General features: G+C 66.9%; 20 protein-coding genes. 9 read left to right on the top strand and 11 right to left on the bottom strand.

Going from position 1 to position 24,033, the window contains the following annotated elements; all coding sequences use genetic code 11:
* Positions 1-107 precede the first annotated feature (107 nt).
* Positions 108-1,163: a LacI family DNA-binding transcriptional regulator gene (locus tag ACZY0X_RS02120; RefSeq protein WP_463767942.1), complete on the top strand. Its 1,056-nt coding sequence runs from the start codon at positions 108-110 to the stop codon at positions 1,161-1,163.
* Here the strand turns inward: ACZY0X_RS02120 and ACZY0X_RS02125 are convergent.
* From ACZY0X_RS02125 to ACZY0X_RS02150, 6 genes are all read right to left on the bottom strand, one after another.
* Positions 1,160-1,675 (bottom strand): hypothetical protein, encoded by a 516-nt coding sequence (locus tag ACZY0X_RS02125; protein ID WP_463767943.1) that lies wholly within the window; start codon positions 1,673-1,675, stop codon positions 1,160-1,162. The two genes, ACZY0X_RS02120 and ACZY0X_RS02125, sit on opposite strands and share 4 nt — an antisense overlap.
* Before the next feature lie 165 nt (positions 1,676-1,840).
* Complete coding sequence (locus tag ACZY0X_RS02130; RefSeq protein WP_463767944.1) at positions 1,841-2,173, bottom strand: hemophore-related protein; 333 nt, start codon at positions 2,171-2,173, stop codon at positions 1,841-1,843.
* Positions 2,174-2,423: 250 nt separating this feature from the next.
* Positions 2,424-2,894, bottom strand: coding sequence for a GreA/GreB family elongation factor (locus tag ACZY0X_RS02135; protein ID WP_463767945.1), 471 nt, complete (start codon positions 2,892-2,894; stop codon positions 2,424-2,426).
* A 78-nt stretch (positions 2,895-2,972) separates the two neighbouring features.
* Complete coding sequence (locus ACZY0X_RS02140) at positions 2,973-4,226, bottom strand: NAD(P)/FAD-dependent oxidoreductase (protein WP_463767946.1); 1,254 nt, start codon at positions 4,224-4,226, stop codon at positions 2,973-2,975.
* An 82-nt stretch (positions 4,227-4,308) separates the two neighbouring features.
* On the bottom strand, positions 4,309-5,823 hold the full coding sequence (locus ACZY0X_RS02145; RefSeq protein WP_463767947.1) for a PucR family transcriptional regulator: 1,515 nt from the start codon (positions 5,821-5,823) through the stop codon (positions 4,309-4,311).
* A 90-nt stretch (positions 5,824-5,913) separates the two neighbouring features.
* Positions 5,914-7,263, bottom strand: coding sequence for an MFS transporter (locus tag ACZY0X_RS02150; protein ID WP_463767948.1), 1,350 nt, complete (start codon positions 7,261-7,263; stop codon positions 5,914-5,916).
* Between the two features lie 262 nt (positions 7,264-7,525).
* On the opposite strand from ACZY0X_RS02150, the gene ACZY0X_RS02155 reads away from it, so the two are divergent.
* The 6 genes from ACZY0X_RS02155 (at position 7,526) to ACZY0X_RS02180 (ending at position 14,083) form a co-directional block, all read left to right on the top strand.
* Positions 7,526-8,398, top strand: coding sequence for a DeoR/GlpR family DNA-binding transcription regulator (locus tag ACZY0X_RS02155; RefSeq protein WP_463767949.1), 873 nt, complete (start codon positions 7,526-7,528; stop codon positions 8,396-8,398).
* The gene (locus ACZY0X_RS02160) at positions 8,395-9,489 is read left to right on the top strand and encodes an alcohol dehydrogenase catalytic domain-containing protein (RefSeq protein WP_463767950.1); all 1,095 of its coding nucleotides are present in this window, start codon (positions 8,395-8,397) and stop codon (positions 9,487-9,489) included. Before ACZY0X_RS02155 ends, ACZY0X_RS02160 begins: the two co-directional genes overlap by 4 nt.
* Positions 9,490-9,540: 51 nt before the next feature.
* Positions 9,541-10,383 carry a class I fructose-bisphosphate aldolase gene (locus ACZY0X_RS02165; protein WP_463767951.1) on the top strand — a complete coding sequence of 281 codons (843 nt, stop codon included), beginning with the start codon at positions 9,541-9,543 and terminating at the stop codon, positions 10,381-10,383.
* Positions 10,384-10,446: 63 nt separating this feature from the next.
* Positions 10,447-12,009 carry a xylulokinase gene (locus ACZY0X_RS02170; protein WP_463767952.1) on the top strand — a complete coding sequence of 521 codons (1,563 nt, stop codon included), beginning with the start codon at positions 10,447-10,449 and terminating at the stop codon, positions 12,007-12,009.
* 5 nt (positions 12,010-12,014) lie between these two features.
* On the top strand, positions 12,015-12,965 hold the full coding sequence (locus ACZY0X_RS02175) for a 2-hydroxyacid dehydrogenase (RefSeq protein ID WP_463768733.1): 951 nt from the start codon (positions 12,015-12,017) through the stop codon (positions 12,963-12,965).
* The gene (locus ACZY0X_RS02180) at positions 12,962-14,083 is read left to right on the top strand and encodes a glycerate kinase (protein ID WP_463767953.1); all 1,122 of its coding nucleotides are present in this window, start codon (positions 12,962-12,964) and stop codon (positions 14,081-14,083) included. Before ACZY0X_RS02175 ends, ACZY0X_RS02180 begins: the two co-directional genes overlap by 4 nt.
* Before the next feature lie 87 nt (positions 14,084-14,170).
* Here ACZY0X_RS02180 and ACZY0X_RS02185 read toward each other — a convergent pair whose 3' ends face one another.
* Positions 14,171-15,574, bottom strand: a complete 1,404-nt coding sequence (locus ACZY0X_RS02185; RefSeq protein ID WP_463767954.1) for a hypothetical protein — start codon at positions 15,572-15,574, stop codon at positions 14,171-14,173.
* A gap of 797 nt (positions 15,575-16,371) precedes the next feature.
* On the bottom strand, positions 16,372-17,364 hold the full coding sequence (locus ACZY0X_RS02190) for an acrylyl-CoA reductase family protein (protein ID WP_463767955.1): 993 nt from the start codon (positions 17,362-17,364) through the stop codon (positions 16,372-16,374).
* Between the two features lie 144 nt (positions 17,365-17,508).
* On the opposite strand from ACZY0X_RS02190, the gene ACZY0X_RS02195 reads away from it, so the two are divergent.
* Positions 17,509-19,575: an acetate--CoA ligase family protein gene (locus ACZY0X_RS02195; RefSeq protein ID WP_463767956.1), complete on the top strand. Its 2,067-nt coding sequence runs from the start codon at positions 17,509-17,511 to the stop codon at positions 19,573-19,575.
* Between the two features lie 47 nt (positions 19,576-19,622).
* On the top strand, positions 19,623-20,030 hold the full coding sequence (gene kal, locus ACZY0X_RS02200) for a 3-aminobutyryl-CoA ammonia lyase (protein ID WP_463767957.1): 408 nt from the start codon (positions 19,623-19,625) through the stop codon (positions 20,028-20,030).
* A gap of 3 nt (positions 20,031-20,033) precedes the next feature.
* Here kal and ACZY0X_RS02205 read toward each other — a convergent pair whose 3' ends face one another.
* From ACZY0X_RS02205 to ACZY0X_RS02215, 3 genes are all read right to left on the bottom strand, one after another.
* Entirely contained in the window at positions 20,034-21,656 is a 1,623-nt protein-coding gene (locus tag ACZY0X_RS02205) for a PucR family transcriptional regulator (RefSeq protein WP_463767958.1), read from the bottom strand.
* A gap of 46 nt (positions 21,657-21,702) precedes the next feature.
* Positions 21,703-23,202, bottom strand: a complete 1,500-nt coding sequence (locus ACZY0X_RS02210) for a gamma-aminobutyraldehyde dehydrogenase (protein WP_463767959.1) — start codon at positions 23,200-23,202, stop codon at positions 21,703-21,705.
* A 115-nt stretch (positions 23,203-23,317) separates the two neighbouring features.
* Positions 23,318-24,031 carry a YoaK family protein gene (locus ACZY0X_RS02215; RefSeq protein WP_463767960.1) on the bottom strand — a complete coding sequence of 238 codons (714 nt, stop codon included), beginning with the start codon at positions 24,029-24,031 and terminating at the stop codon, positions 23,318-23,320.
* Between the last annotated feature and the right edge of the window lie 2 nt (positions 24,032-24,033).

The raw sequence follows: 24,033 nt of genomic DNA on the forward strand, positions 1-24,033 counted from the left end.
TTGACAAAAGGTTTTGGCTCTGCTGGTATGAAACCATAATGCAGTGATCTGATGCGGGTCAAGACCCAAATGTGACGACGAGCACCAGAGCGGATTCAGGGAGGCACGTGGCGAACATCAAGGACGTGGCACGCGAGGCCGACGTCTCAATGACAACGGTGTCCCACGTGCTCAATGGCCGTGGCCGCGTGGCAGACAAGACGCGCAAGCGTGTCCTCGAGGTCGCCGAGCGGCTCGGGTACACCGCCAATCCCCATGCCCAACAATTAGTTACGCGCCGCAGCCGAATCCTCGTCATCCAGATGCCCGATCTCGACGGTGACGCTGGAAGTGGTGGCCTGGTGCCGACATCCGAGTCGGAGTACTTCCTGGAACTGATCAACGGTGCCGCCGCGGCCGCCGCCGCCGCCCGGTACGCGTTGATCGTGACGTCGGCGGGCGTTGACCCCTCGTCGCTGGGCGGATTCGGGCTCGACGGCATGATCATCGTTGACCCCAAGGGCTCCGAACAGGCGCTGCAGTCCTCCTTCGCCGCCAAATACCCGGTCGTCACCACCGGTGAGCCTGTGGTCGCAGCGGGCGCCCCCTCGTTCGTCATCGACAACGACCATGCGAACGCCACCCGGGAGGTTATGAATCACTTTGTGGCCCAGGGTTGCTCGCGTCCCGCGCTCATCATCGACACGTCCTCACGGTCCTTCATCCGCGATATCGTCGACGCTTACGGTCAGTGGTGCACCGAGCACGAGGTGCCCCCGGCCGTGTTCGCGGTGTCGGACATGTCGCCAATGGAGATGGACCGAGCACTGGATTCGCTGCGTGCCGGGCCGTTTCCGGCAGACGCCGTCTACACCAGCTCGGATGGCTGCGCGATCGCGCTACTCAACGCGGCGCGGGCGGCTCACGTGTCGGTGCCCGGCGATCTTGCCCTGGCAAGCGCAGTCGACAGCACGATCCTTCGCGTCACGAACCCACCGGTGACGAGCGTTCATCTGCATCCGAGGGATATGGGCGCTCAGGCAGTGCGCATCCTCACCGAACTGATCGCCCGCGAGGAGCCAGACTGCGATCTCCCTCCGTTGGAGGGCACCCGTCTGCTGATCCCCACCCGGCTCATGCTGCGTGCGTCGTCGGCAACCGAACCCGAACCCGCACAGACCTAGAACAGGCGGCAGTTGGGCTTCATACCGGAGAAGTGCACCGCGGGCATGCCGTCGATGGTCACGAAGTCGGTTCCGACATCCCACGTCGTGTCGGGTTTGATCCACGGGGGCACGCCATCCGGATAGGCGATGGTCATATCGGTGTAGAACAGGAACCCGCGTGGGCACTTGGAGGAACTGGCTGCCGGCTGCGGGTTCCACGCGTGCACGACGACGGGGTTGGTCAGTCGGGTGCCCTGCGCGCAGTTGGGCTGGCACTCCAACGAGTCGTCGGTACCCTTACCCTTGGCGCCCTTGGCATCCCACGACGTCCACACCATGTCTTGCAGCACACCGGTGCTGTCGCAGTTGTAGTCGAATCGCTCGGGCTCGGGCTGAGCGGGCTGTTCGGCGGTGATGCACTTGCCGATGGCGTAGGTGGTGGGCCTGGGTTGCGGATCTGCCGCTGCGATCACCGCGCTCGACATCGCGATTGCGGCGACAGTCACGGAAAGTGCCAGAGCGCGGAGCACACGGCTCTCCTTCGTCACGGGTGGGCGGCAATTGCGATGTTATCGGACGCAAATATCCCCGAAGTGGCCACATAGCGCACCCGGACAGCGAAACGCGCCCGGCAGCGTCGTCAAGTATGACGACGCCGCCGAGCGCGCATCAGCACTCAGGCGTGGAACTGCCTGTCAGAAGTTGTTGCAGGAACCCGCGACCGAGTTGATCAACCCGGTGTAGGAGTTGAGCTGCGGGTACGCCTGGATCTGCGCGATCATGCTGCGACGACCCTCCGGCGGCGAGGCAACGAGCTTCTGCAAGAAGCCCACAGCCATCGGGCTACCGGTGAGCTGGCCCGCCGCGGCGGGATCCTGCGACTGCAGCGCCGCCATCACCTGCGGGTAGGTGCATGTGGAATTCACGATTGCCTCGACATCGGGGGCCGCGGAGGCAATTCCTGCACTCGCGAACACCGACACCAGCGCGCCGCCACAGCCAACAATGACCTTCGTCGTCAACGACATTCTCTATCACCCTCCGACGGCACCGCCGACATTCAGCGAAGTCTCGTCACTCGTTTGGCAGCGACGTTATTCGCCGAGCCTCTGCGTTACAACAGTAAGACAAGCTAAAAGCTTACCCGTTCCCGTTGCGGGAAAAGTTTGTCTCTCCCCTGGCTTAGTCTTCGCTCGGCGCTCGCTGCGCGTTACTGCGCATGCGATGTGAGCGTCGTCTCAGCCCACCGCGTGACGGCCTCACCACGGAAAACCCACGCTACGCCGAGCGCGGGCCCGCGGTGTCGTGCAGCCCGTACGGCACCGCCCGCAGCAGTGTGACGTCCTGTGTCGCCAGGTTGGGCAGCTGATAGCTGCGGGTATCGCCCACCCGCGCACCATTGATCGCCGCCCCCAGCGGGGAGTTCAGCGAGTACACCTCGATATCGCCGTAATCCGCGCCGCGGGTGCCGAGCAGGAAGGTGTCGGTGTCGTCGGTGCCGGCGTAGCCCACCGTCACGACCATGCCCGGTTCGGCGATCCCGTCGTTCGGCGGCTCCTCACCGATCACGGCGCTGACCAACATCTCGTGAATCTGCTGGATCCGAGCCTGCTGCGCACGCCGTACCGCGACCGCATCGGTGTCGGCGGAGTCGGTGACGTCGACGGCCCACTTCTGCAGCGTCGTGAGTTCTTCGCGCAGGCGATCGTGTGCCGCGGGGGTGAGCCAGACGCCTTGAGCAGTGGTCATTGAAATCTCCTTGTTGTAGGGGTTTGCCGTCAGGGGCGGGTGTTGTGCACACCGCCCCTGACAGCTGTGGGTGAGGTCCTACCGGAGGGGCTCGAACGCGGCGAGCGCGTCGGACTGCTTTCCGGTGGTGATTTGTTCGGCCAGTAGACGGCCGGTGATCGGGCCGTGCGCCAGGCCCCACATGCCGTGGCCGCCTGCGACGTAGACGCCCGCGTCCACCTGCCCGATCACTGGCAGGCCGTCGGTGGTGACGGGTCGTGGGCCGACCCAGACGTCGTGCATATCGTCCCAGCGCACGCCCTCGAGCAGCCCGGCGGCCGAATCGGCGATGGCACGGACCCGCGCCGGCATCACCGGGTCGTCGGGGTCGCGGAACTCCATTGTTCCCGCCACCCGCAGGGCGCCCTGGTACGGCGTGCAGGCCACGCGCACGGTGGGCAGGTAGACCGGTCCAAGCATCGGGCGGTCGACGGGCACCGTGAAGGAGTAGCCGCGGCCGGCCCGCACCCCCACTCGCACCCATCGCCGCGCCAGTGCCGGCAGCCACGCTCCGGTCGCGATCACGGCGGCGTCGGCATGCAGCGTCGCTCCGCAGAGTCCGTGCACGGCGACTCGATTGCCGACCGGATACACATCGGTGACCTGCAGCTGGCGGATCTCGGCACCGCGTTCGGCGACCGCGTCTCCGAGCGCCGTCACGAACCTGCCCGGGTCGACGAAGCGTTGATGGTCGATGGACAGCCCGACGTTGACCGCACCCGAGGCCAGCGGAACCCGTTCGCGCAGTTCATCTTCCGTCAGCTCGGTGACCTCGACGGACTGACCGGCGTGCCGCAGGTCCTGCAGCTCACGGCGCAGCTCGTCGGCCTGGTGGTCGTTCTCGAACAACGCGGTGATCGACGCCTCGGTCCGGGGCGCGTCGACACCGTTGTTGGTGAGCACGTCGAAGGCCTCGAAGCACTCCTCGTTCAGCGGCAGGTTGGCGCGAATCACCTGTTCAGCGCGTGAGGTCCGGCAGTTCAGCGCGAAGCGGCCAAGGAAGCCGGCCAGCCCAAGGTCGGCCTTGAGCGGAATGTGCAGCGGCGCAGCGGGATCCAGCAGCGAGCGCAGTCCATGTCGCAGCACCGCCGGCTGGTTGAGCGGAATCGTCAGCGCCGGTGACAGCCAGCCCGCGTTACCCCAGGACGCACCCGCGGCCACACCCGCGCGATCGACGACCGTGACCTCGACGCCACGCTCCTGCAGGAACCACGCCGTCGAGAGGCCCACGATGCCCGCGCCCACCACGATTACCGACCGGGGTCCCCCGTCGATACGCTCGGCGCCCGCCACCACGAACCTCCCTGTTCAGCCAGTACTCCTTCCAAACCATGATGGTCCTAGTTGAGCAACGCCGACTGGGCTGGAGCGACAATCAGGCGGTGGGGTTTTGTGGCGATGCCACAGTTGCGAGCTGGATGATCATCGCGAGCCGCTTGTCCGGGTCATCGAGGTCCAGCGGAGCGATCTCCAACATCTTGCGCAGCCGATTCCGCACGGTGTTCTCGTGAACACCCAGCCGGATGGCGGCCTGCGCGGCGTCACCCTGAGCCTCCAGCCAGCCCCGCAGCGTCGCGACGAACAGCGTGCCGTGCTCCTCGTCGTAGCGGACCAGCGCGGCGACCGGCCCACGCGTCGGGCTGCGCCCAGATCCCGCCGCCGTCCGTAGCCGCTGCAGCAGGATGTCGTCCCACGACTCGTCATAGGCCGGCGGATCGATGCGCGAGGAGTTCGCCTCGTGCAGGCCCAGGCACTCGTCGGCCTCGCGACGCGCGGTGGCCAGTTCGACCGCCGTCGCCTCGCCGCTGATGCCCGCACACAACGTCGCAGCCGGGGGCAGCGCCGTCGCCAGTCGCGTGGTCCAGAGCCGGGCCTGGGTGGCGGACTCCGCAGGCAGCACCGTGTAGACGGCGTTGTCGACAACCGCGCTGCGACCGGGTCGCGACCACCCGAAACCCGCCGTTGCCTGCTCGAATGCCACCAGCAGCGCGGTGTGCGGCTCGGCGGCGATGCGGGGCCGCACGGCGATCACCCGCAGCCGCTCCTGCGGCAGCCCCAGCCTGCTGACCACGGTGGCGGCGTCCGCGGCGCCCTCCAGGAGCCGGATCACCGATTCGGACTCGACCTGGCGTTCCAGGTCCGCGCTGGCCCGCGAGCGCAGCAGATGCAGGGCGACCGTGCGCGCACCGTCGGCCAGCGCGGTGCGCGGCGTGCCGTCCAACTCCGCCGAGCACGTCACCCACACCGAGCCGAGCAGTTCGCGCCCGACGCGCGCCGCGACCACCATGCGTCCGGTCAGCCCATGCTCGGTGACGGGTTCGACGAAGAAGGGTTCGTCCGACGTCGACAACCGGGTGTCGACGCCGCGCCGTTCCAGCGCCGCGCGCAACGGTTCGGGTGTCGCCCGCGCCAGGATCGTCTGGATGCGGGCGAGGTCGGCATCGGTCTGCATCCGCGAGTACGCCAGCACCCGGGCGCGGCGGTCCTCGATGACCACCGCGCCGCCGATCGCATCGGCGAGGCTGTCGGCCAGGGCGAACAAGTCGGTGGGCCCGCGGCCCGATTCGGTCTCACGACCCTCGAGGACCAGGCCGTAGACGACGGCCGCCAACTCACTCCACGGGACGGCCGGGTCGACGTACAACACCGCGACGCTGGTGGCTGGCGGTTGATCGGCGGCGCGGACCAGTACCGCCTTGGCACCCGCGGCCACCGCCCACTGCAGCGCCTCCTCCACCGTCCGCGCCCCGATGCCCAGCACGACGTCCCCGAAGACGCCGGCCTCGGGGATCACGACGCTGCGCAGCTCGGTCGATCGCGGCACCGAACCCAGCTGCGATACGACGCCGTACCCACCCAGCACGTTGACGAGCCGGTCCAGGGTGATCACGATCGGAGCCTATCGACCCGCCTGGGAAGACCTAGACAAGACGACGGCCCCCGCCACAGGGCGAAGGCCGTCGTCCACTCTTTGTCAGCTTCAGGTCGTCGCGGCGTCCCACTCGGGGCGACGGATCGGCTCGACCTTCTTGATCATCAGGCCGAAGCACAACGCACCGGCGACGACGACCGCGGCGGTCAGCAGCAGTGGCACCGTGAACGATCCGGTGGCGCCGTAGAGCGCACCGATCACGATGGGGCTCAGCGCACTTCCGATGTTGGAGAAGAAGTTCTGCGTCGAGCCGAGGCTGGCGACGGTGCTGGAGTCGACCACGTCAGCGGGCAGGCACCAGATGGAGACGATGGTGAATGCCGCCGCCGCATACGAGATCGACATCAGCACCAGCGCCTGCCACGCCTCGGGTGCGACCGCGGCCAGCGCGATCACCGAGCAGACGAGCATGCCGCCCACCAGGCAGGTCTTGCGAACCTTGTTCAACGACCATCCCCGTTCCAGCAGGTAGTCGCCGACCAGTCCGCCGGCCCAGCTGCCCAGGATGGCGGCCAGTGGCGGGATCATGCCGAAGGCGCCGAGCTTGAGGAGGTCGAATCCGCGCTCCTCCACCAGGTATGACGGGAACCAGGTGAGGAAGAAGGTGATCATGAAGTTCAGGCAGAAGAAGCCGAGCATCATGCCCCACACGGTGCGCTGCTTGAACAGCTCGGCGATGCTCATCGGTTTGGCGTCGGGGTTCAGGTTGTTGGCGCTCTGCTCGCGGTGGCTCTCGTGGATGATCTCCATCTCGAGTTCGTTGACCCCGGCCTTGTTCTCCGGCCGCCGGTACCAGGCCCACCAGCCGATCGCCCACAGAATGCCGATTCCACCGGCGAAGAGGAACGCCGCTTGCCAGTTGAACACGCCGATGATGAGCGCGATGAGCGGCGTCGCCGCGGCGCTGCCGATGCGGGCACCACTGTCGTAGACCGAGGTGGCACGGCCACGCAGTCGCAGCGGGAACCATTGCGACACAGTCTTGGCGGCGGCCGGGTAGGCACCGGCCTCGCCCACGCCCAGGCCGAGCCGCAGGCCAAGCAGTGCGGCGAAGCTCGAGACGCCCGCGGTGGCGGCGGTGAACAGCGACCACACCAGGACCGAGGCGCCGAACATCACGCGCTCGCCGAACCTGTCGATGAGCCGGCCCGCCGGAATCTGCATCAACGCGTAGCTCCACGAGAAGGCGCTCAGGATGAGGCCCTTCTCGGTGGGCGTCAGATGGAAGTCCTCGGTCATGAACGGCAGGCTGACCGAGATCGCCGACCGGTCGATGTAGTTGATCGCGAGGCCGACCGCGCAGAACACCGCGACAGCCCACCGCACCTTGGTGGCGCGGGTCATGCCTGCGGGGCCGGGGTCGGCGGGTTCCGATTTCGTAGCGGGAATGCTAGTCATCTGTGTCTCCAAGTTGGACTGTTTGATTGTTTCGCTCACCGCGGGGTGAGAAGCGGACGCTGGTTGAGCGTGGCTGTGGTGCGCGACACAATCAGGATCCTCGTCGTACATGATTGAACCAATCATTTCTATTGTCAAGACCCGATCTTTTGCGTGCTTGCATGCGCACTCGATCACAAGGTGGGGGCTTCGTGTTCACAAGATGATCGATTCACGCATCTAAGGTTGACTTGCGCACATCGCGCATGTAACTTCGGTCACTGTGAGCAACGAGGATCTGACGAACGACACGGGTGACGACGAACTGGTCGCGCGTCGCCGGGATGTCCGCGGCGCGAAGCGGCGGGAGCAGATCCTTCAGCTGCTGCAGACCGTCGAGTCCGGCGCACTCAGCGTGGAGGAGATCGCCGACCGGTTCGGCGTCTCGTTCGCCACGGTCAGGCGAGACCTGAGTCGGCTGCACCAGGACCGCCACATCACCCGCACCTACGGCGGTGTCGCCCTGACCGGCCCGGCCGAGCTCTCGATTCACCAGCGGCATCTGGAGTTCACCGCCGAGAAGGACGCCATCGGCCGGCACGCCGCCGAACTGGTCGACGACGGCGCCGTGGTGATCCTCGACGCCGGCACCACGACCGAGTTCGTCGCACGCCACCTCGACGCCGCGGACGTCACGGTGTTCACCAACGGCATCGGAGCCATCAACGTCCTGCTCGGCAACGAGGACGTCTCGGTCGTCGTCCTCGGCGGACGGCTGCGCGCCGTGAACCAGACAGTCAGCGGACCCGAGGCCGAGCACATGCTCGGTTCCGTCGTCGCGGACTACGCCTTCATCGGCGCCGACGCCGTGCATCCGGAGTACGGCGTCGCATCACGAACACTCGAGCAGAGCCGTCTCAAGACCTTGATGATGCAGCGGGCGCGCCAGATCGTGGTCGTCGCCGATCGCCGCAAGGTCAGCACCGACCAGTTCAACTACTGGTCACCGACACCGGCGCGGTGGCGCTTGATCACCGACGACGACGCCGACCCGACATCCCTCGACGAACTGCGCAAGACCGGGGCACAGGTCGAACTCGTCCAACCCCTGCGAGCTCTCGCCGAGCCCACCAATGTGAAAGGCAACCAACCGTGACCACCACGTCGGACACCGCCACCGCAACGCAGTCGGCGCCGCTCTCCGGGCAGACGACGATGCGCCAGGCCGTGCTGCACCAGCCGAACGATCTGCGGATCGAGGAGGTGCCGGTCCCCACCCTGGAACCCGGTGACGTTCTCCTTCGCGTCGACGCTGCACTGTTGTGCGGCACCGACGTTCGCATCTACGAGGGCCGCAAGCAGAAGAACGTCACCTTCCCGACCGTGTTGGGTCACGAGTTCGCCGGCACCGTGGTCGACGCGAACGGCCCGCTGCCCGACGGTGTGGCGATGGGCGATCAGGTCGCCGTCTACCCGTTGGTCACCTGCGGTGAGTGCGCGGCCTGCCGCAAGGGACACGAGAACATCTGCCGCAACCGAAAGGCGTTCGGCTACCAGCTCACCGGCGGCCTGTCCCAGTTCGTCCACGTGCCGGCCGTCGCACGACAGAACCTGGTCCCGGTCCGCGGCGTCTCGGCCGCTGAGGCCGCGATCATCGAACCCGTCGCGTGCGCCTACAACGGACAGAAGCTCGCGAACATGTCGCGCGCCGAGACCGCGCTGATCGTCGGCTGCGGCCCGCTCGGACTGATCCACACCGGGCTGGCCAAGAGCTTCGGCGTGGAGAGGGTCGCCGCCATCGACCCGATCGCCGGGCGACGCGCGATGGCAACCCGTTTCGGAGCCGATCTGGTCCTCGAGCCCGGCCCGGACGCGGCCGAGCAGCTCAACGCGTTCAGCGACGGCGGTATCGACGTGTTGGTCATGGCGATCGGCCGAATCGATGCGCTGACACCGTATCTGGGCTGCTTGGCACCCGGCGCCAGCGTGTCGGTCTTCGCCGGGTTCGGCGCCGACGCCGACCTGGCCGTCTCGGCCAATGATGTGCACTACAACGAATGGAACATCGTCGGCGCCTCGTCGTGCCGACTCGACGGCTTCCACGCCGTCGCGCCCATGGTCGCAACCGGACAGCTACCGGTCGCCGAACTGATCGGCACCCAGCTGCCGCTCGACCAAGCCGTCGAGGCCCTCACCCTCGCAGGCTCCGGCGCTGACATGCGTGTCGGCGTCAATCCCTGGGCCTGACCCGCAGACCCAACCCTCGGCCCGTCCCACCACACAAGGAGAGCAGTAGGCATGACCGCCACCTTCACCCCCGCCTTCGACATCAACCCGACGGGAACCACCGCCGGACTCGGACGAAACCTCCGGCTGCGCCGGCTCTTCGCCGCAGACGGCCGCACCGTCACCGTCGCCCTCGACCAGGCCGTGCCCCGCGGCGTCGCGCCCCGGCTGGCCACGATCGGTTCGACCTTCGCCAGCATCGCCGACGGTGAGCCCGACGCCGTCACCATCACCAAGGGCCTGGCCGGTCCGCTGCTCGGTGGCAACCGCGCTCCCCTGCCCTGGATCCTCAAGGCCTCGATGTTCTCCGTCGAGTTCCACCCCACCTACGACGCCACGATCGCCACCGTGCAGGACGCCGTGCGACTCGGTGCGGACGCCGTCGCGGTCGGCATCTCGGCCGGTTCCTCCAACCAGGTCGCCATGTTCGAGATGCTCACCCGCGTCGTGGAGGAGGCGCACACCTGGGGCCTTCCCGTCGTGTGCCACGCCTACCCCTCGGGCGAGATGTGGGGTGACCGCAAGGGTTCCACCGAATCGGTGCTCTACGCCTCCCGCGCCGCGGCCGAGCTCGGCACCGATATCGTCAAGACCTGGTACACCGGCTCCACGGCCGAGTTCGCCAAGGTCGTCGAGGGCACCCCGGCCATCGTGGTCGCGGCCGGCGGCGCGCCCGCCAACAGCCCCCTGGACGTGCTCAAGCAGGCAGCCTCCGTCGTCGAGGCTGGCGCCCACGGTATGACCGCAGGCCGAAACATCTGGCAGGCACCGGATCCCGGCAAGATGGTCGCCGCACTCAAGGCCGTCATCCACGGTGGCGACAGCCCCGAGGTCGCCGCCAAGCTGCTCGACTGACCGAAAGCCATTTCCGCACAGCCGATCAGAACCGTGCGCAACCCTCGAAGGAGTGGGTTTCGAATGCCTTGGGAACAGCATCATCAGGACGCCGATCCGGTGACATACCTCGGAATCGACGTCGGCACATCGGCCACCAAGGCTGTGGTTCTCGCCTCTGACGGCACGGTTGTCGCCCGGTCCCGGGTCCCGCATCCCGCAGCACGCGGGGCCGGGGCCGGGCGGGCCGACCCGTCGGCATGGCGAACCAGCGTCACTGCAGCGGTACGCGAACTGGCCCCACACACCGCAGACGTGCGCGGTGTCGGGATGGACACCCACTGCCCGACCGCGCTGCTGCTCGACGCGGCCGGCGAGCCACTGGTCGCCGGCGTCACCTGGGATCACCCCGGGCTCGCCGAGCCCACCGAGCAGCTCATCGCCGCGCTGTCCCCCGCGCATCGTCGGCTGCTGGGCAATCACCTGATGCCCGCCACCGCGATGGGGGCGGCGCACCGACTGCTCCAGAGCATCGAGCCCCAAGCTGCCGCAGCGGCAGCCACATTCGGCCTCGCCGGCACCTGGCTCGGGCAGTGGTTGACCGGGCAGCGCGCGATCGACCCCACCCAGGCCTCCTACACCGGGCTGATGGCCAGCACCGACGGATCCTGCCGCTGGCTGACCGATGTGGTTGCGCAGCTGGGAATTCCACCCGAGCAACTACCACCGGTGCTGCCGTCGCTGAGCGTTCTGGGCCCGCTGACCGCTGCTGCCGCCGCGAGGCTGGGCCTGCCCGAGAGCATTCCCGTGCTCGTCGGGTCCGGCGACACCCCGGCCGCGTCCTATGCGCTGGGAACGGAGCCCGGGGGCCGCCCGCTGCTCATCATGGGCACTACACACGTGGTGTCCAACGCGCTCGCGGTTCCCGACCCCCGCGCCAAGGCGCTGCAACGCGTCGACGTCCGGGCCGGCCGGTGGCTCATCAACGGTGTCATCAACGGCGGCGACGCGCTGGCCGACGGCGCCGCACGACTGGGCTACGGCCAGGGCGATATCGCGGTGGCGGCGTTGGTGGGGACCGCCTTCGGAGCCCGCCCCGATCAGATGGCCGACGCCCCCGTCTTCATCCCGCACACCCGCCCGGAACGCGGCCCACTGTGGTTCGCCGAGCCCCGAACCGCGATGCGCGGTGACATACCCGATCCCGCGACACCGGCCGCCGCCCGCGGTGTCGTCGAGGGGGTGTTGTTCGCCGACAGGATGATCGTCGAGTCGTGTATCGGGGACCAGCAGCGCACGCTGTACGCCAGTGGCGCCTTCGGCTTCGAACCCGAACTCCCGCAGCTACTCGCAGACGTGCTGGACCGCGACATCCTCGTTGTCGACGAGAGTCACCTGCCCGCCATCGGCGCGGCCGCGATGTGCGTCGAGATGCTCGAGGGCACCGTCGTCGCGCCACCGCAGGCCCGGCTGGTGCGCCCCCGCCCGGAATGGCGGCCCATCGTGGCCCAGCGCTGGCAGCACTACCGACAGGTCTGGTCCGACGTCACGGGGACGGTGCCGCTGAGCACCCTGGATGAGTCCATCGACACGTTCGCACCGTCGACCCAGAAACCACGAAGCACTACAAGGAGAGTCCTCACGTGACCGGAATGATCTATGTGTCACGGCTTCTCACCGACCGCGCGATGGATCACCTGCACTCACTCGGAGCGCCGCTGCGGATCGGGGCCGAGGCGCCGCCGAGCCGCGCAGAACTCGAGGCGGGTATCGCGGGCGCCAGTGCCGCCGTCATCACCCTGACCGAGCGCGTCGACGCGCAGCTGCTCGCCGCAGCCGGACCGCAACTGAAGGTCATCGCCAACGTCGCGGTTGGCTTCGACAACATCGACCTGGCGGCCACCGATGACGCGGGTGTCATCGTCACCAACACTCCCGGGGTCCTCGACCGCGCGTCGGCCGATCACGCCTTCGCGTTGATACTCGACTGCACCCGCCGAATCAGCGAGGGCGACAGGCTGATCCGCAGTAAGCAGCCCTGGGTGTGGGGTCCGCGAATGCTGGTGGGCCTCGACATCAGCGCAGGCGCCACGCTCGGCATCCTCGGTTACGGCCGGATCGGTCAGGCCGTCGCGCGCCGCGCGCAAGCGTTCGACATGAGGGTCATCGCGTCGGCGCGCAGTCGAACCCCCGGCAGCGTCGAGAACGGTGTCACGTTCGTCGACAACGCAACCCTGCTGGCCGACAGCGATATCGTCACCGTCCACACACCGCTCACACCCGAGACCCGCCACCTGATCGACGCCGCCGCGCTGGCCGCCATGAAGCCCACCGCGTACCTGATCAACACCGCCCGCGGTGGCGTCGTCGATGAGGCCGCGCTGATCGAGGCCCTGCACTCCGGCCAGATCCGCGGTGCCGCACTGGATGTCTTCGAGGGTGAGCCGCAGGTGAACCCCGCCCTGCTGGACGCGCCGGGGCTCGTTCTGACCCCGCACACGGCCAGTGCGGGTGAGGCGACCCGCGACACCATGGGCATCCTCGCGGTCGACAATGCCGCCGCGGTGCTCGCCGGTGAACCGCCACTGACCCCCGTCCGGTGAAGTTCGTCCTCGCTCCCGACTCGTTCAAGGAGTCCATGAGCGCGGCGCAGGCCGTCAGCGCGATGCGCAGCGGCGTCCTGTCCGCCATCCCGGACGCGGAATGTGTCGGCGTGCCGATGGCCGACGGCGGAGAGGGCACCGTGGACGCCGTGGTCGATGCGCTCAACGGCGAACGTGTGACGGTGGAGGTCCGCGATCCACTGGGGCGCCCCACACCCGCCACGTACGGCTACATTCCGCACCGCCGCCTTGCCGTGATCGAGATCGCGGCTGCCGCCGGGATTGCGCTGGTCGCGCGGCATGAGCGAAATGCTCTCGACGCCAGCAGCTTCGGTGTGGGTGAGCTGGTGATCTCGGCGCTGGATCACGGTGCAACCGACCTTCTCATTGGCCTTGGCGGATCGGCGACCAATGACGGTGGCGCGGGCATGCTGTCGGCGTTGGGCGCCGAGTTCACCGAAGCCGACGGCACTCGCCTCGCTCCGGGCGGCGTCGCCCTGGAGCACCTCCACCGGATCGATCTGGATGGGCTGGACCCGCGACTCGCGGACACCCACATTCGGCTTGCCTGCGACGTCACGGCCCCGCTCCTCGGCCCCGACGGGGCGAGCAGCGTCTTCGGGCCGCAGAAGGGTGCGAGCCCGGCCGACGTGGATCGTCTCGAGGCGGCATTGACGCGGCTGGCGGATGTCACCTCCGTGACCCTCGGCAGTGCGCGACCGCAGCGTGCCGGCGCCGGAGCCGCCGGTGGGCTGGGGTTCGCGTTCCTGGAATACCGGGGGGCTGACGCCCGACCCGGCGTCGAGGTCGTCGCCGAGACCGTCGACCTCGACGGGTTACTCGCCGACGCCGACTGGGTCTTCACCGGAGAGGGCAGCGTCGATGCCCAAACCGTGCTCGGAAAAACACCTTTCGGCGTCGCGCAGGTCGCGCGCCGCCACCACACGCCCGTCGTCATCTTCGCGGGCCGCGTCAGCGCCGACGCCTCAGTCCTGCTCGACCACGGCGTCGCCGAACTCATCGAGATCACGCCCCGCGGGACGCCGATCGAACAGGCCCTTCGCGGTGGGCCCGCCGCTCTCACTCGCGCAGCCCACGAGTTCTGCAGCCGGCTCTGAAAACGACACGGTCGCCGCAACCTCTCATATCGAGAGTGTTGCGACGACCGCGTCTACCCGCCAAGCGGGACTAATCGATTCCTGGTGTCAGCTGTCGCCTCCTCCGCCACCGGTATTGCTGCCGCCACCGGTGTTGTCGCCGCCTCCGGCGCCGGCACCCGCATCACCCTTGGGCGCTTCGTTGGCGTCGACATTGACGGCCGGGTCGCCTGCGGTGGTGGGGGTGGTGGTGACCTGCGACGGATCGTTGTCCTGGCGAGTGGACGTCGTACCGGTCTTGCCGGGCTCCGCTTTGTTGCCCTTGGTCAGGTCGGTGCCACCGCCTGGCTTGCCCTTGACCTCGCCCTCGTCACCGGCGTCGCCCTCAGGCGTGCCGGCACCTTCGCCAGCGCCTTCACCGGTTCCGTCACCCTCGCCAGCGCCGCCACCGAGGTCGGTGCCACCTCCGGGCGTGCCGGCGCCCTCGCCACCGGCACCAGCATTATCGCCAGCGCCACCGTCAGCGCCGCTCTCCTCAGCCGCAGGTCCCGCCGGCGCATCGACGGCCGGACCGGATTCGGATTCGAGGGACGCGTTCTTGGCGTCGAACGACGCTGCGCCACTCAGCTCGTCAACCCCGCTGCGCAGAGCCGCACCGGAGAAGGGCACTTGAGAAACCGGTGCCAACTGCTGCGCGATGAGCTTGCGAATCGCCAGGGCTGCGGCAATAGGACCGGAACTATCGACAGCGGACAGAATGCCCGGAGCTGGGATGTAGCCCAGCAGTAACGGCCCGTATCCCCCGTTGAGGAAGCCGTCGACGACCACTCCGGGAGCGTTGACGAACGCTTGGACGACCTTCACGATGTCGCCGGTCCCCGCGGCGTCGATGACGCCCTGTACCGCCGTACCAATTGCGCCGATGGTGCTGATCACCGGACCCATGATGGCGATGGCGCCCGCAAGAATGATCGTGCCGGGCGTGTTCTGAATGACGTTGTTGATCCGGTCTGCCGCCAGCATGATCGGCGTGACGATCGCGTCATAGATCGTGTCGAGAATCGGGAACGCAAGTGCGGCCGGGATATCCAGAAGAGCGTTCACCGCGCCCTCGACATCGCCATTGGCGAGAGCGGCGGACGCCGTGCGGAGCTGTTGGGGAATCAACACGGTCACGGCATACGCGAGGTTGCCAGCGCCTTCGGCCAACCTGAGGATGAGAGCATTGGCATTCGCGACCTGGTTCTTAATGACCTGGGTGAGGATCGGCGCTGGGTCCCCGATTAGGGTGCCGGCGAGCGTCCCAAGGTTGACGGTCGTCCGCGAGAACACCTCGGTGTAGAAGTCGACCGGACTCGCCACCAGGTTCACCGCGGCCGACGACACGGCGTGCGCAGGTGCGTAGATGTCCGGTAGCGCCGTCGACACCGGGCTGATCGGACTGATGGCGATGGCGCTGGCCCCCACCAGTGAGATCCCCGCCGTGACATATGGACGCAGCATTGCGTGCATGAACCACTCCCTCAAAGTTGTGCTGTTGTGACGCTTTTGTGATGTACGACGAAGAGGAACGTAGCCTGAGAGCAATCTGAGCGGAGTCATTTTCCGCAAACAATTGACGCTGCCGTCGAGGTAGCGAATCCCGCCCCTGCACATTTGTCAGGTAATTGCAGATCAAATAATCGATGAAGCGTCGCCAGCAAACGCAGTCGATGCGGTAGGCGCTTGCTAATGCAACTAATATTTTCCAGTTTTAGAACTTGTTTCATACTTTGCCAGCACACGGCGAATCGTTGATAACGGCGCGCTTACGTGCCCAGATCAAGAAATTTACCTTTGCTCACGGAGCAGTAGACAAATATTCTTCGGTGTCTACTACTGGTAGCCGAGTGAGCTTTGGGAATACCAGCGACGATGTTGCGGGCAAGTAAGTTCGACCTAAGCCCCTCGCCAACCCACTGGTTGATTTAGCCTGTTCGCCGAGCCACAGAGCCGGGCGCTAGCCTCTGGCAAATTTAACCCGACTTGCCTATTCGTCGCCCTGGAGCGAATGCTCCCGCTGCTGCGTCCGTCATGTGATGCCGAGGCCGATGGCCTGTCGGCGCCACGGCCCTCCCGAGAGCGCAACACGCCCACCGCGCCAGGGAGATGCTTGGCATAAGTGACCAAAGTGACTGGCCGACAACGACATCCTGCACAACGCGTTGACTGAGGCCGGCAGCCGACTGTGATCGGACACCTGTGAGGGATTCTCCGCGTGCGGCGGTCGGCCATAGCAGCCGACCGCCGCACGTGCGGGTGTGCGTGTGTCAGCCGACGCGCACTACCGTGCGTCCCACGGTCTTTCCTGCCAGGACCTGCGACAGGGCAGCCGGCACGTTGTCCAGCGTCGTCTCCTCGGTACCGATGGTGCTCAGGGTGTCGGAGTGCAGATCGGTCGCCAGCCGGTTCCAGATGTGCTGGCGCCGCGACATCGGGCATTGCACTGAGTCAATACCCAGCAGTGCCGCACCGCGGAGAATGAAGGGAAAGACGGTGGTGGAGAGGCTGGCGCCGCCGGTGTTTCCGCTGGCCGCGACCGCGCCGCCGTATCGCAGTGTGCTGAGCACGTAGGCCAGCGTGTCGCCACCGACGCAATCCACTGCGCCAGCCCACTGTTCCTTCTGAAGCGGCTTGGCTGCGGCCGCGGTCTGGGAACGCTCGATCACCTCGTGCGCACCGAGTTCAAGCAGCCAGTCGCGTGCGGACGCGGTGCCCGTCGAGGCCACGACCTGGTATCCGAGGTGTGCGAGCAAGGCGACAGCGGTACTGCCGACACCGCCGCTGGCGCCCGTCACCAACACCTGGCCCTGGTCGTTGCGCAGGCCGTGCGCTTCGAGCGCATCGACGCTGAGCGCTGCGGTGAACCCCGCCGTCCCAATGCTCATCGCCTCGCGCGCGCTCAATCCGTCCGGCAGACGTACCACCCAATCTCGTGGCACGCGCGCGTATTCGCTGTAGCCACCGTGGTGCGCCACACCCAGTTCATAGCCGTGCACCACCACCGGCGTCCCAGCGACCAGATCGGTGTCCCCCGCGTCGACAACCGTGCCGGCCAGATCAATCCCGAGCACCAGTGGCGAGATGCGGGCCACCTTGCCATCTGGCTTGGACGCCAACCCGTCCTTGAAGTTCACGCTCGACCAACTCACCTTGATCACGACGTCACCGTGACCAAGCTGATCGACGCTCAACTCTCGGACACCTGCGCCAGTCTCACCATCGACGACATACGCACGGAAGCTCTCCGGAATCGCGTTCATAACAACCCTTCTCGACTTGGACATTCCTTTGAAGCTTGCTGGGCGCACCCGGGTGTGACCATGGGCACTGTGTCCACTCTTGCCGTTTCGTGTTGACACGTTGACGCTGTACTCCCCTCGACAACCGCGGCAATCATTGTCGGCATGTCGCTTTCATCGATATTGCGTCCGCGGTCGATCGCGGTCGTCGGAGCGTCGCCGCGCACGTTCGTCGGTCAGATCGCCATCCGCAATTGCAGGCAGACCGCCTTCACAGGTGCGTTGTACGCCGTCAACCCAAAGCCCAGCGTCATTGACGGAATGAACACAGTCGCCAGTTTGTCTGCACTGCCAGAGGTTCCAGACGTAGTACTGGTACAGGTTGCGACCGAACGCGTTAGCGCGGTGGTGGAGGAGGGCCTGCGCATCGGCGTCGGCGGATTCATCATCCCCGGTGGGGGGCACACCGATTCAGGGGCGGACGCCACGGCATTGTCGTCTCACCTGTCGCAGCTACGCAAACGGCACGACTTCGAGGTCATCGGGCCCAACTGCATGGGCGTGCTGGATCTCGTGACCGGCGCTGCGCCCTATATCGGCACTGTGCCGGCTGAGGCCCGCCGCGGTTCGGTCGGCGTGGTCGCCCAAAGTGGCGCGATCATCGAGGCTGTCATCAATTCCGGTGGAAGGGTGCCACTTTCGACGGCAGTATCCTCGGGTAGCGAGGTGACCACGTCACTCGGCCAGATTCTGGACTTCTTTGCCGTGGACACCGAGACCACCGCCGTATTGGCCTTCGTCGAGACGGTGACCGACGCCGACGCAACGCTATCCGCGGCGCGCCGGCTCGCCGCCGCCGGCAAGCGACTGGCGGTGTGCATCGTCGGCCGTTCGCCGACGGCATGCGAGGGTATCGCGGCGCACTCAGGCAAGTTGGCATCCGGCGCGCGCGTGACCGCTGCGGCGTTTCAGCAGGCCGGGGCCATCATCGCCCAGGATCTCGACGAGTTGCTCGCCATTGGCGAACTGTTCGGCGCCGAGCGACCCCTGCCGCGCGGGCGCCGGGTGCACGTCATCACCAATTCCGGTGGCGAGGGCAACTTGATCGCGGACATCGCTCACGACGTCGGTCTGGAGTTGCCTGCGGTGAGCGAGGCGGGAACGGCAGCCCTGAATCGGCAATGGCCACGTTTCCAGGTCCGAAATCCGTTGGATCCGTGGGGAACCGACGATTACACCAAGATCTATCCGGCAGCGCTCGCCCAGGTGGCTCAGGAATCCGGTGACACATTGCTGGTCTCCATCGACAGCCAACGGACATCTGGCGACCATGAGAAGCAACTCGCACTCGACCTGGCCCGGTATCTGGTGGATGCGGTGTCCGGGTCCAGCAGGTTCCCGGTCATGGTGAGCCCGACCAGTCAGGATCCCGACCCGCTCCTGATGGACTTCTGTCGCTCACACCGCGTCCCGCTGCTCCGGGGCGTCCGCACCGCGTTGTCGGCATTGGCCGGTGTCTCCGCTGCGCCATCGGCACTGGCGGTCACAGCAGCTCACGGTGCCGTGCCACAACTCGCCGACCTTCACAGCGAGGACGCCATCCTCGCTGCGCTGGCGTCTCTCGGCGTGACGACGCCGCGTTGCATTCGAGCCCGCAGCGCTGCCGAGGCGGCTGCCGCGGCGCGCGAAATCGCTGCTCCGGTGGTACTGAAGGGCAGCGCGGCCGGCGTGCTGCACAAGACCGAACTCGGGCTCGTCCGCACGAACCTCGTCGATCCGGAAACCGTTCGCGGAGAGGCACAACGAATGCTCGACTGGGCCGCGAGCGCCAGCGTGGACTTGGAGCTGCTGGTCGCCGAGATGGTGCGCGGCGAACTCGAGGTCATTGTCGGCTACAAGCGCGACGCGGTGTTCGGGCCGACCACCCTGGTCGGTCTGGGTGGGGTGTGGGCCGAGTTCTTCGACGACGTGGTGCTCCACGTTGGGCATCTCGACAGGGCAGCCGCTGCCGAACTGATAGGTCGATCCCGGGTATCGGACATGATCAGTCGATCTCGTACTGGGGCGCTGTGCCTGGAAGGCGTCGTGACCGCGTTGTGCGCGGTCTCCGCGCTTGGCGCCGGCAACCCGGACGTACTGAGCATCGACATCAACCCCCTCATCGTTGGCGTCAGTCACGCCACGGCGGTCGACGCGGCGGTGGAGCGCACCTGCGCACTCCAATCCGCGTGACCAATCCATCAACACCAAACACAACACCAAACACCAAAGGAGAGAACATGTCAGAGAACATCACGGCCACCTTGCGGGTTCGTATCGGCCAGGAGGAGGCGCACTACGGCGGCAACTTGGTTGAGGGCGCCCGGATCCTCAAGTTGTTCGGTGACATCATCACCGAGATCGCCATCCAGACCGACGGCTCAGAGGGGTTGTTCGTCGGTTACTCGACGATCGAGTTCCTCGCGCCGGTCTACGCCGGTGACTTCATCGAGGCCACCGGAACAGTGGTCCGCATGGGTAAGACGAGCCGCACCGTGGAGTTCGAGGCCCGCAAGGTGATCGCCTCGCGCTACGGCATCGCGCCCGACGCCGCCGACGTGCTCGATGAACCGATCGTCGTGGTTCGGGCCACCGGCACTACCGTCATTCCCGTCGAGAACTCCCGCGGGTCGGCGGTCAGCGCCTGAGTGCTACGCGGCACCGTCGAGGCCCATCAGCGCCGCGTGCAGTGACGTGCACACCTCCGCCGATTCGAGGTCGACAGCCAGGATGCGCTCGATCGTGGCCAGTCGCTGATAGAAGGACTGTCGGGACACATGGGCAGCGCTGGCCGCCCCGGACTTGTTGCCGCGGTGCTCAAGATAGATGCGCAGAGCGCCGACGAGATCTGTGTCATTGCGGCTGTCGAAGTCCAGGAGTGGTCCGAGCATGCGTTCGACGAACGCCTGCAGCCGCGGATCGTCTGCCAGAGTGTAGAGAAGGCCGCGCAGTTGCACATCGGGCATCTCGAAGTAGCCGCGGCAGACATTGAGAGCACGTGCCGCGGCCAGGACGTGTCGAGCCTCGGCGAAGGAGCGCGGTAGGTCCTGCAGCGACAGGACCGGTGAGCCGACCCCGATAAGCACCGCCTCCGCCGAGGACTTCTGCAGCGCTTCGGCCAGCACGGTCAGCACGGCGTCCTTGTTGGCAGTGGCGTCAAGCGTGACCAGGACGTCAACGACGCCGTCTGAGGCCGTGGACGCCAGGTTCGGCACACCGGAGGCCCGGATCATCGCGGCGATCCGGTCGGCGTCTCTACTTGAGCGGTATGGCCTACCTCCTCGGCGACCGCGGTCGTCTTGGCGTTGCACTGCCACACCGAGCAATGTGCGCCGCGCCGTCGGGACGCCGAGCGCCGCTGTGCGGACATGCATTTCGCGTTCGTTGGGATATCGCCGTTCAACGATGTCCGACAGTAGAGACGCGTGTGCGCGGCCCTCGAGGACGGCGCCGTCACGGGCCAGCAGTCGGCTCAGAGTCAACGCGGTGGCTGCCCGCTCGGCGATCATCAGCTGCTCATTCGTCAGCGAGTCGCGGGCGACGACGATGAGCCGGCCGAACAGCTCGCCGCGCGCCTCGACCGAGGTGACTGCCCACCCCTCCGGCTCGGCGAATCCGCTGCGCTGCCCGACCCGCACGGCGCGTGACCGATTGGCCCAGTTCGCCAACAGATCGGCCAGCGGGACGTCGAGGGCGTCGTAAGCCAGCACGCGGTACATCAGATCCTCGAACACCACTGGTGCATCGACCATCTTGGCGGTCTCACGGACGATCTCCTCGGCCCCCGCACCATCGATGCTGAGTGCTGTGAAGACCTCGTGCGCACGCTGCAACGTAGTCAGCGCGCCGAACTGCTTCTGCACGATGTCCGCGTGGACTGCCTCGGTGAGTTCAACGAACGGCAGCTGACGGCGCAGCTGAACCAGGGGCAGGCCAGCCCGGTCACACGCCCGGATCATCGCCTCGGGCACTTCGGTGAAGCGCCGCCCGGTCTCGATCAGCAGGCCGCTGGCGTCAGCGTCGACCAGCGCGTCGACGTATGCCCGCAGACGAGACGCGTCGTCCGGCAGGCCAATACCGGTAGTCAGGATCAGCTCGCCGCCACGCAGCAGAGTGGTGATGTCCTCCAACTCCAGCACATGCAGCCACCGCACCAGACGGTCGAGTCGATCACGACCCGCGAGCACCAGCGGGCGCCCGGACTGCAGCGCAGGCATGGCGAGCACGTTGGCGACCGTGGGCAGCGGCCCACCCATGGCAGCCAACGGCGTCATGGGCTATGCGGTGCGGGCACGACGCGCTCGCTGGGACCTCCCAGTGCTAGCCGCGGAAGATGGTGGAGTGCCATGGCTTTCGGGCCTCGCCGGTGATCTCGGACATCACGTGTTTGACATTGGTGTACTCATCGAAGGAGTACTTGGACATGTCCTTGCCGTAACCGGACTGCTTGTACCCGCCGTGGGGCATCTCCGAGGCCATCGGGATGTGGTCGTTGATCCACACACAACCAGCCTGGATCTCACGAGACGCGCGCTGCGCCCGAAGGATGTTCGACGTCCACGCCGAGGCAGCCAAGCCAAACGGTGTGTCGTTGGCCAGGTTGATGGCCTCATCGTCACTGTCGAAGGGATGGACCACCAGCACCGGGCCGAAGATCTCGGTCTGCATGATCTCACTGTCCTGGCTGGCATCGGCGATCAGCGTCGGCTCGTAGTACGCGCCATGCTTGAGCGACCCACCGGGCACCGAACCGCCGGTGACAATCTTCGCGCCGGTGCTACGCGCCCGCTCGACAATCGCCGACACGCTCTCCTGCTGACGCCGCGAGATCAGCGGACCCAGATCGGTGTCCGGGTCGGTCGGCTCACCCAGACGCACCGTCTCCATCAGCCTGGCCACACCGTCGAGGAAGTCGGAGTAGTACGCGCGGTGCACGTAGGCGCGGGTGGCTGCCGTGCAGTCCTGCCCGGTGTTGATCAGCGAACCCGCGACCGCACCCCGAATCGCGGCCTCGAGGTCGGCGTCGTCGAACACGACAAACGGCGCCTTGCCACCCAGTTCGAGATGCACGCGTTTGACGGTCTCGGCTGCGGTCGTGGCGATGCCCTTGCCCACACTCGTCGAACCCGTGAACGACACCATCCGCGGCACGGCATGACGCATCATCGCCGCACCGACCGAGCGCCCGGGTCCGTTGAGAACGTTGATGACGCCGGCGGGAACCCCCGCCTCGACCGCGGCCTGTGCCAGCATCAGCGACGTCAGCGGCGTGACCTCGGCGGGCTTGAGGACGATCGTGTTACCCGCGGCGATCGCGGGCAGGATCTTCCACCCCGCCATCTGCAGCGGGTAGTTCCACGGCGCGATCGAGGCGATCACACCGAGGGGCTCACGCCTGATCGACGACGTGTGCTGACCGGAGTACTCCGCACTCGCCGCACCCTCCAGATGGCGTGCCGAACCGGCGAAGAAGTCGGCGTTGTCGATCGTGCCGGGCACATCGAACTCACGCGACAACCGGATCGGCTTACCCGCCTGCGCGGTCTCTGCCTGCGCCAGTTCCTCCGCGATGACCCGCATCCGGGCCGCCAGTGCATGAATGACGGTGGCCCGCTCACCCGGTGTCGCGCGCGACCAGTCGCCGAAGGCATCCTGAGCTGCCGTCATCGCGGCGTCGACATCGTCTGACGATGCCGCCGGGAACCTCACCAATACCTGATCGTTGGCGGGGTTGACCACCGTCGTGAAGGTGTCCCCGCGGCCCTCGCAGTACCGGCCCCCGATGAATTGGCCACCCTCAATAGTCCCGTACACCGTCATGTCTGCCTTCCGTTTCCGTCACCGTTCAGCCTCAGCCATCGAACCGTCGACGACAAAGGGACACTGTGTAGCTTTTTGGGCCCGCCTCTTGACACATTGCTTGCGGGACGTCCTACTAACCAGCACGTTCCCAATAGATGTGGCCGACCGCGGCAACCACCGCGGTCGTGGCAGCCGACAGGTACACCGGCACGCTGATGTGGAGCTTCATCAGCAGCGCACCTGCGACGGCGCCGCCCAGAATCGCCAGGATGGCCCACAGGCGTCGGTGGGTGAACGGTTTGCGACCCCGCTGATGAAGCGTCTCGCTCGCATAGGCGGTGATCGTCGACGTCACGACGACGGTGGTCATGTCGGTCACCGACAGGAAGCGTGCGTTGGCGGCCTGCGCTCCCATCACCGCAGCGATCGTCGCAGCGATCGCAATGCCGACGGCAGATCCGCCTCGGATGTCGACGACCGCGAGAGCCGTCGCAGCCGCGGCAAGAAGCGCGGCGCTGGCCGCAAAGGCCGCCGTCACGGTTGTGTTCCAGGCTCGCTGCCGACCGCGCAACAGCCGGCCGATGATCGCCGCGCCCACCACATACGCCCCAAGCGCGACCAGAGGGCCCGCCACCGGCAGACTGTCCTCCCCGGCTACACCCATCCCGAGGATGACGATGTTGCCCGTCATGTTGCCAGTGAAGATTCGGTCAAGACCGAGATACCCGACGGCGTCCAGGGCGCCCGTGACGAACGTGAGCACCATCATCAGCCAGAGCCGCAGGTGTCCGGCAACCAACGGTCTGACTGCTGCGGCACGGCGCCGGACAGCGTTTGGCGATTGCACTG

This window comes from Mycobacterium sp. IDUB_39, assembly GCF_055419205.1.

What these genes read in the sequence shown, in the direction of transcription:
- ACZY0X_RS02130 (WP_463767944.1), bottom strand. Translation starts at nt 2,173, where the DNA reads ATGTCGTTGACGACGAAGGTCATTGTTGGCTGTGGCGGCGCGCTGGTG.
- ACZY0X_RS02135 (WP_463767945.1), bottom strand. Translation starts at nt 2,894, where the DNA reads ATGACCACTGCTCAAGGCGTCTGGCTCACCCCCGCGGCACACGATCGC.
- ACZY0X_RS02150 (WP_463767948.1), bottom strand. Translation starts at nt 7,263, where the DNA reads ATGACTAGCATTCCCGCTACGAAATCGGAACCCGCCGACCCCGGCCCC.
- ACZY0X_RS02165 (WP_463767951.1), top strand. Translation starts at nt 9,541, where the DNA reads ATGACCGCCACCTTCACCCCCGCCTTCGACATCAACCCGACGGGAACC.
- ACZY0X_RS02170 (WP_463767952.1), top strand. Translation starts at nt 10,447, where the DNA reads ATGCCTTGGGAACAGCATCATCAGGACGCCGATCCGGTGACATACCTC.
- ACZY0X_RS02175 (WP_463768733.1), top strand. Translation starts at nt 12,015, where the DNA reads ATGATCTATGTGTCACGGCTTCTCACCGACCGCGCGATGGATCACCTG.
- ACZY0X_RS02185 (WP_463767954.1), bottom strand. Translation starts at nt 15,574, where the DNA reads ATGCACGCAATGCTGCGTCCATATGTCACGGCGGGGATCTCACTGGTG.
- ACZY0X_RS02190 (WP_463767955.1), bottom strand. Translation starts at nt 17,364, where the DNA reads ATGAACGCGATTCCGGAGAGCTTCCGTGCGTATGTCGTCGATGGTGAG.
- ACZY0X_RS02195 (WP_463767956.1), top strand. Translation starts at nt 17,509, where the DNA reads ATGTCGCTTTCATCGATATTGCGTCCGCGGTCGATCGCGGTCGTCGGA.
- kal (WP_463767957.1), top strand. Translation starts at nt 19,623, where the DNA reads ATGTCAGAGAACATCACGGCCACCTTGCGGGTTCGTATCGGCCAGGAG.
- ACZY0X_RS02205 (WP_463767958.1), bottom strand. Translation starts at nt 21,656, where the DNA reads ATGACGCCGTTGGCTGCCATGGGTGGGCCGCTGCCCACGGTCGCCAAC.
- ACZY0X_RS02210 (WP_463767959.1), bottom strand. Translation starts at nt 23,202, where the DNA reads ATGACGGTGTACGGGACTATTGAGGGTGGCCAATTCATCGGGGGCCGG.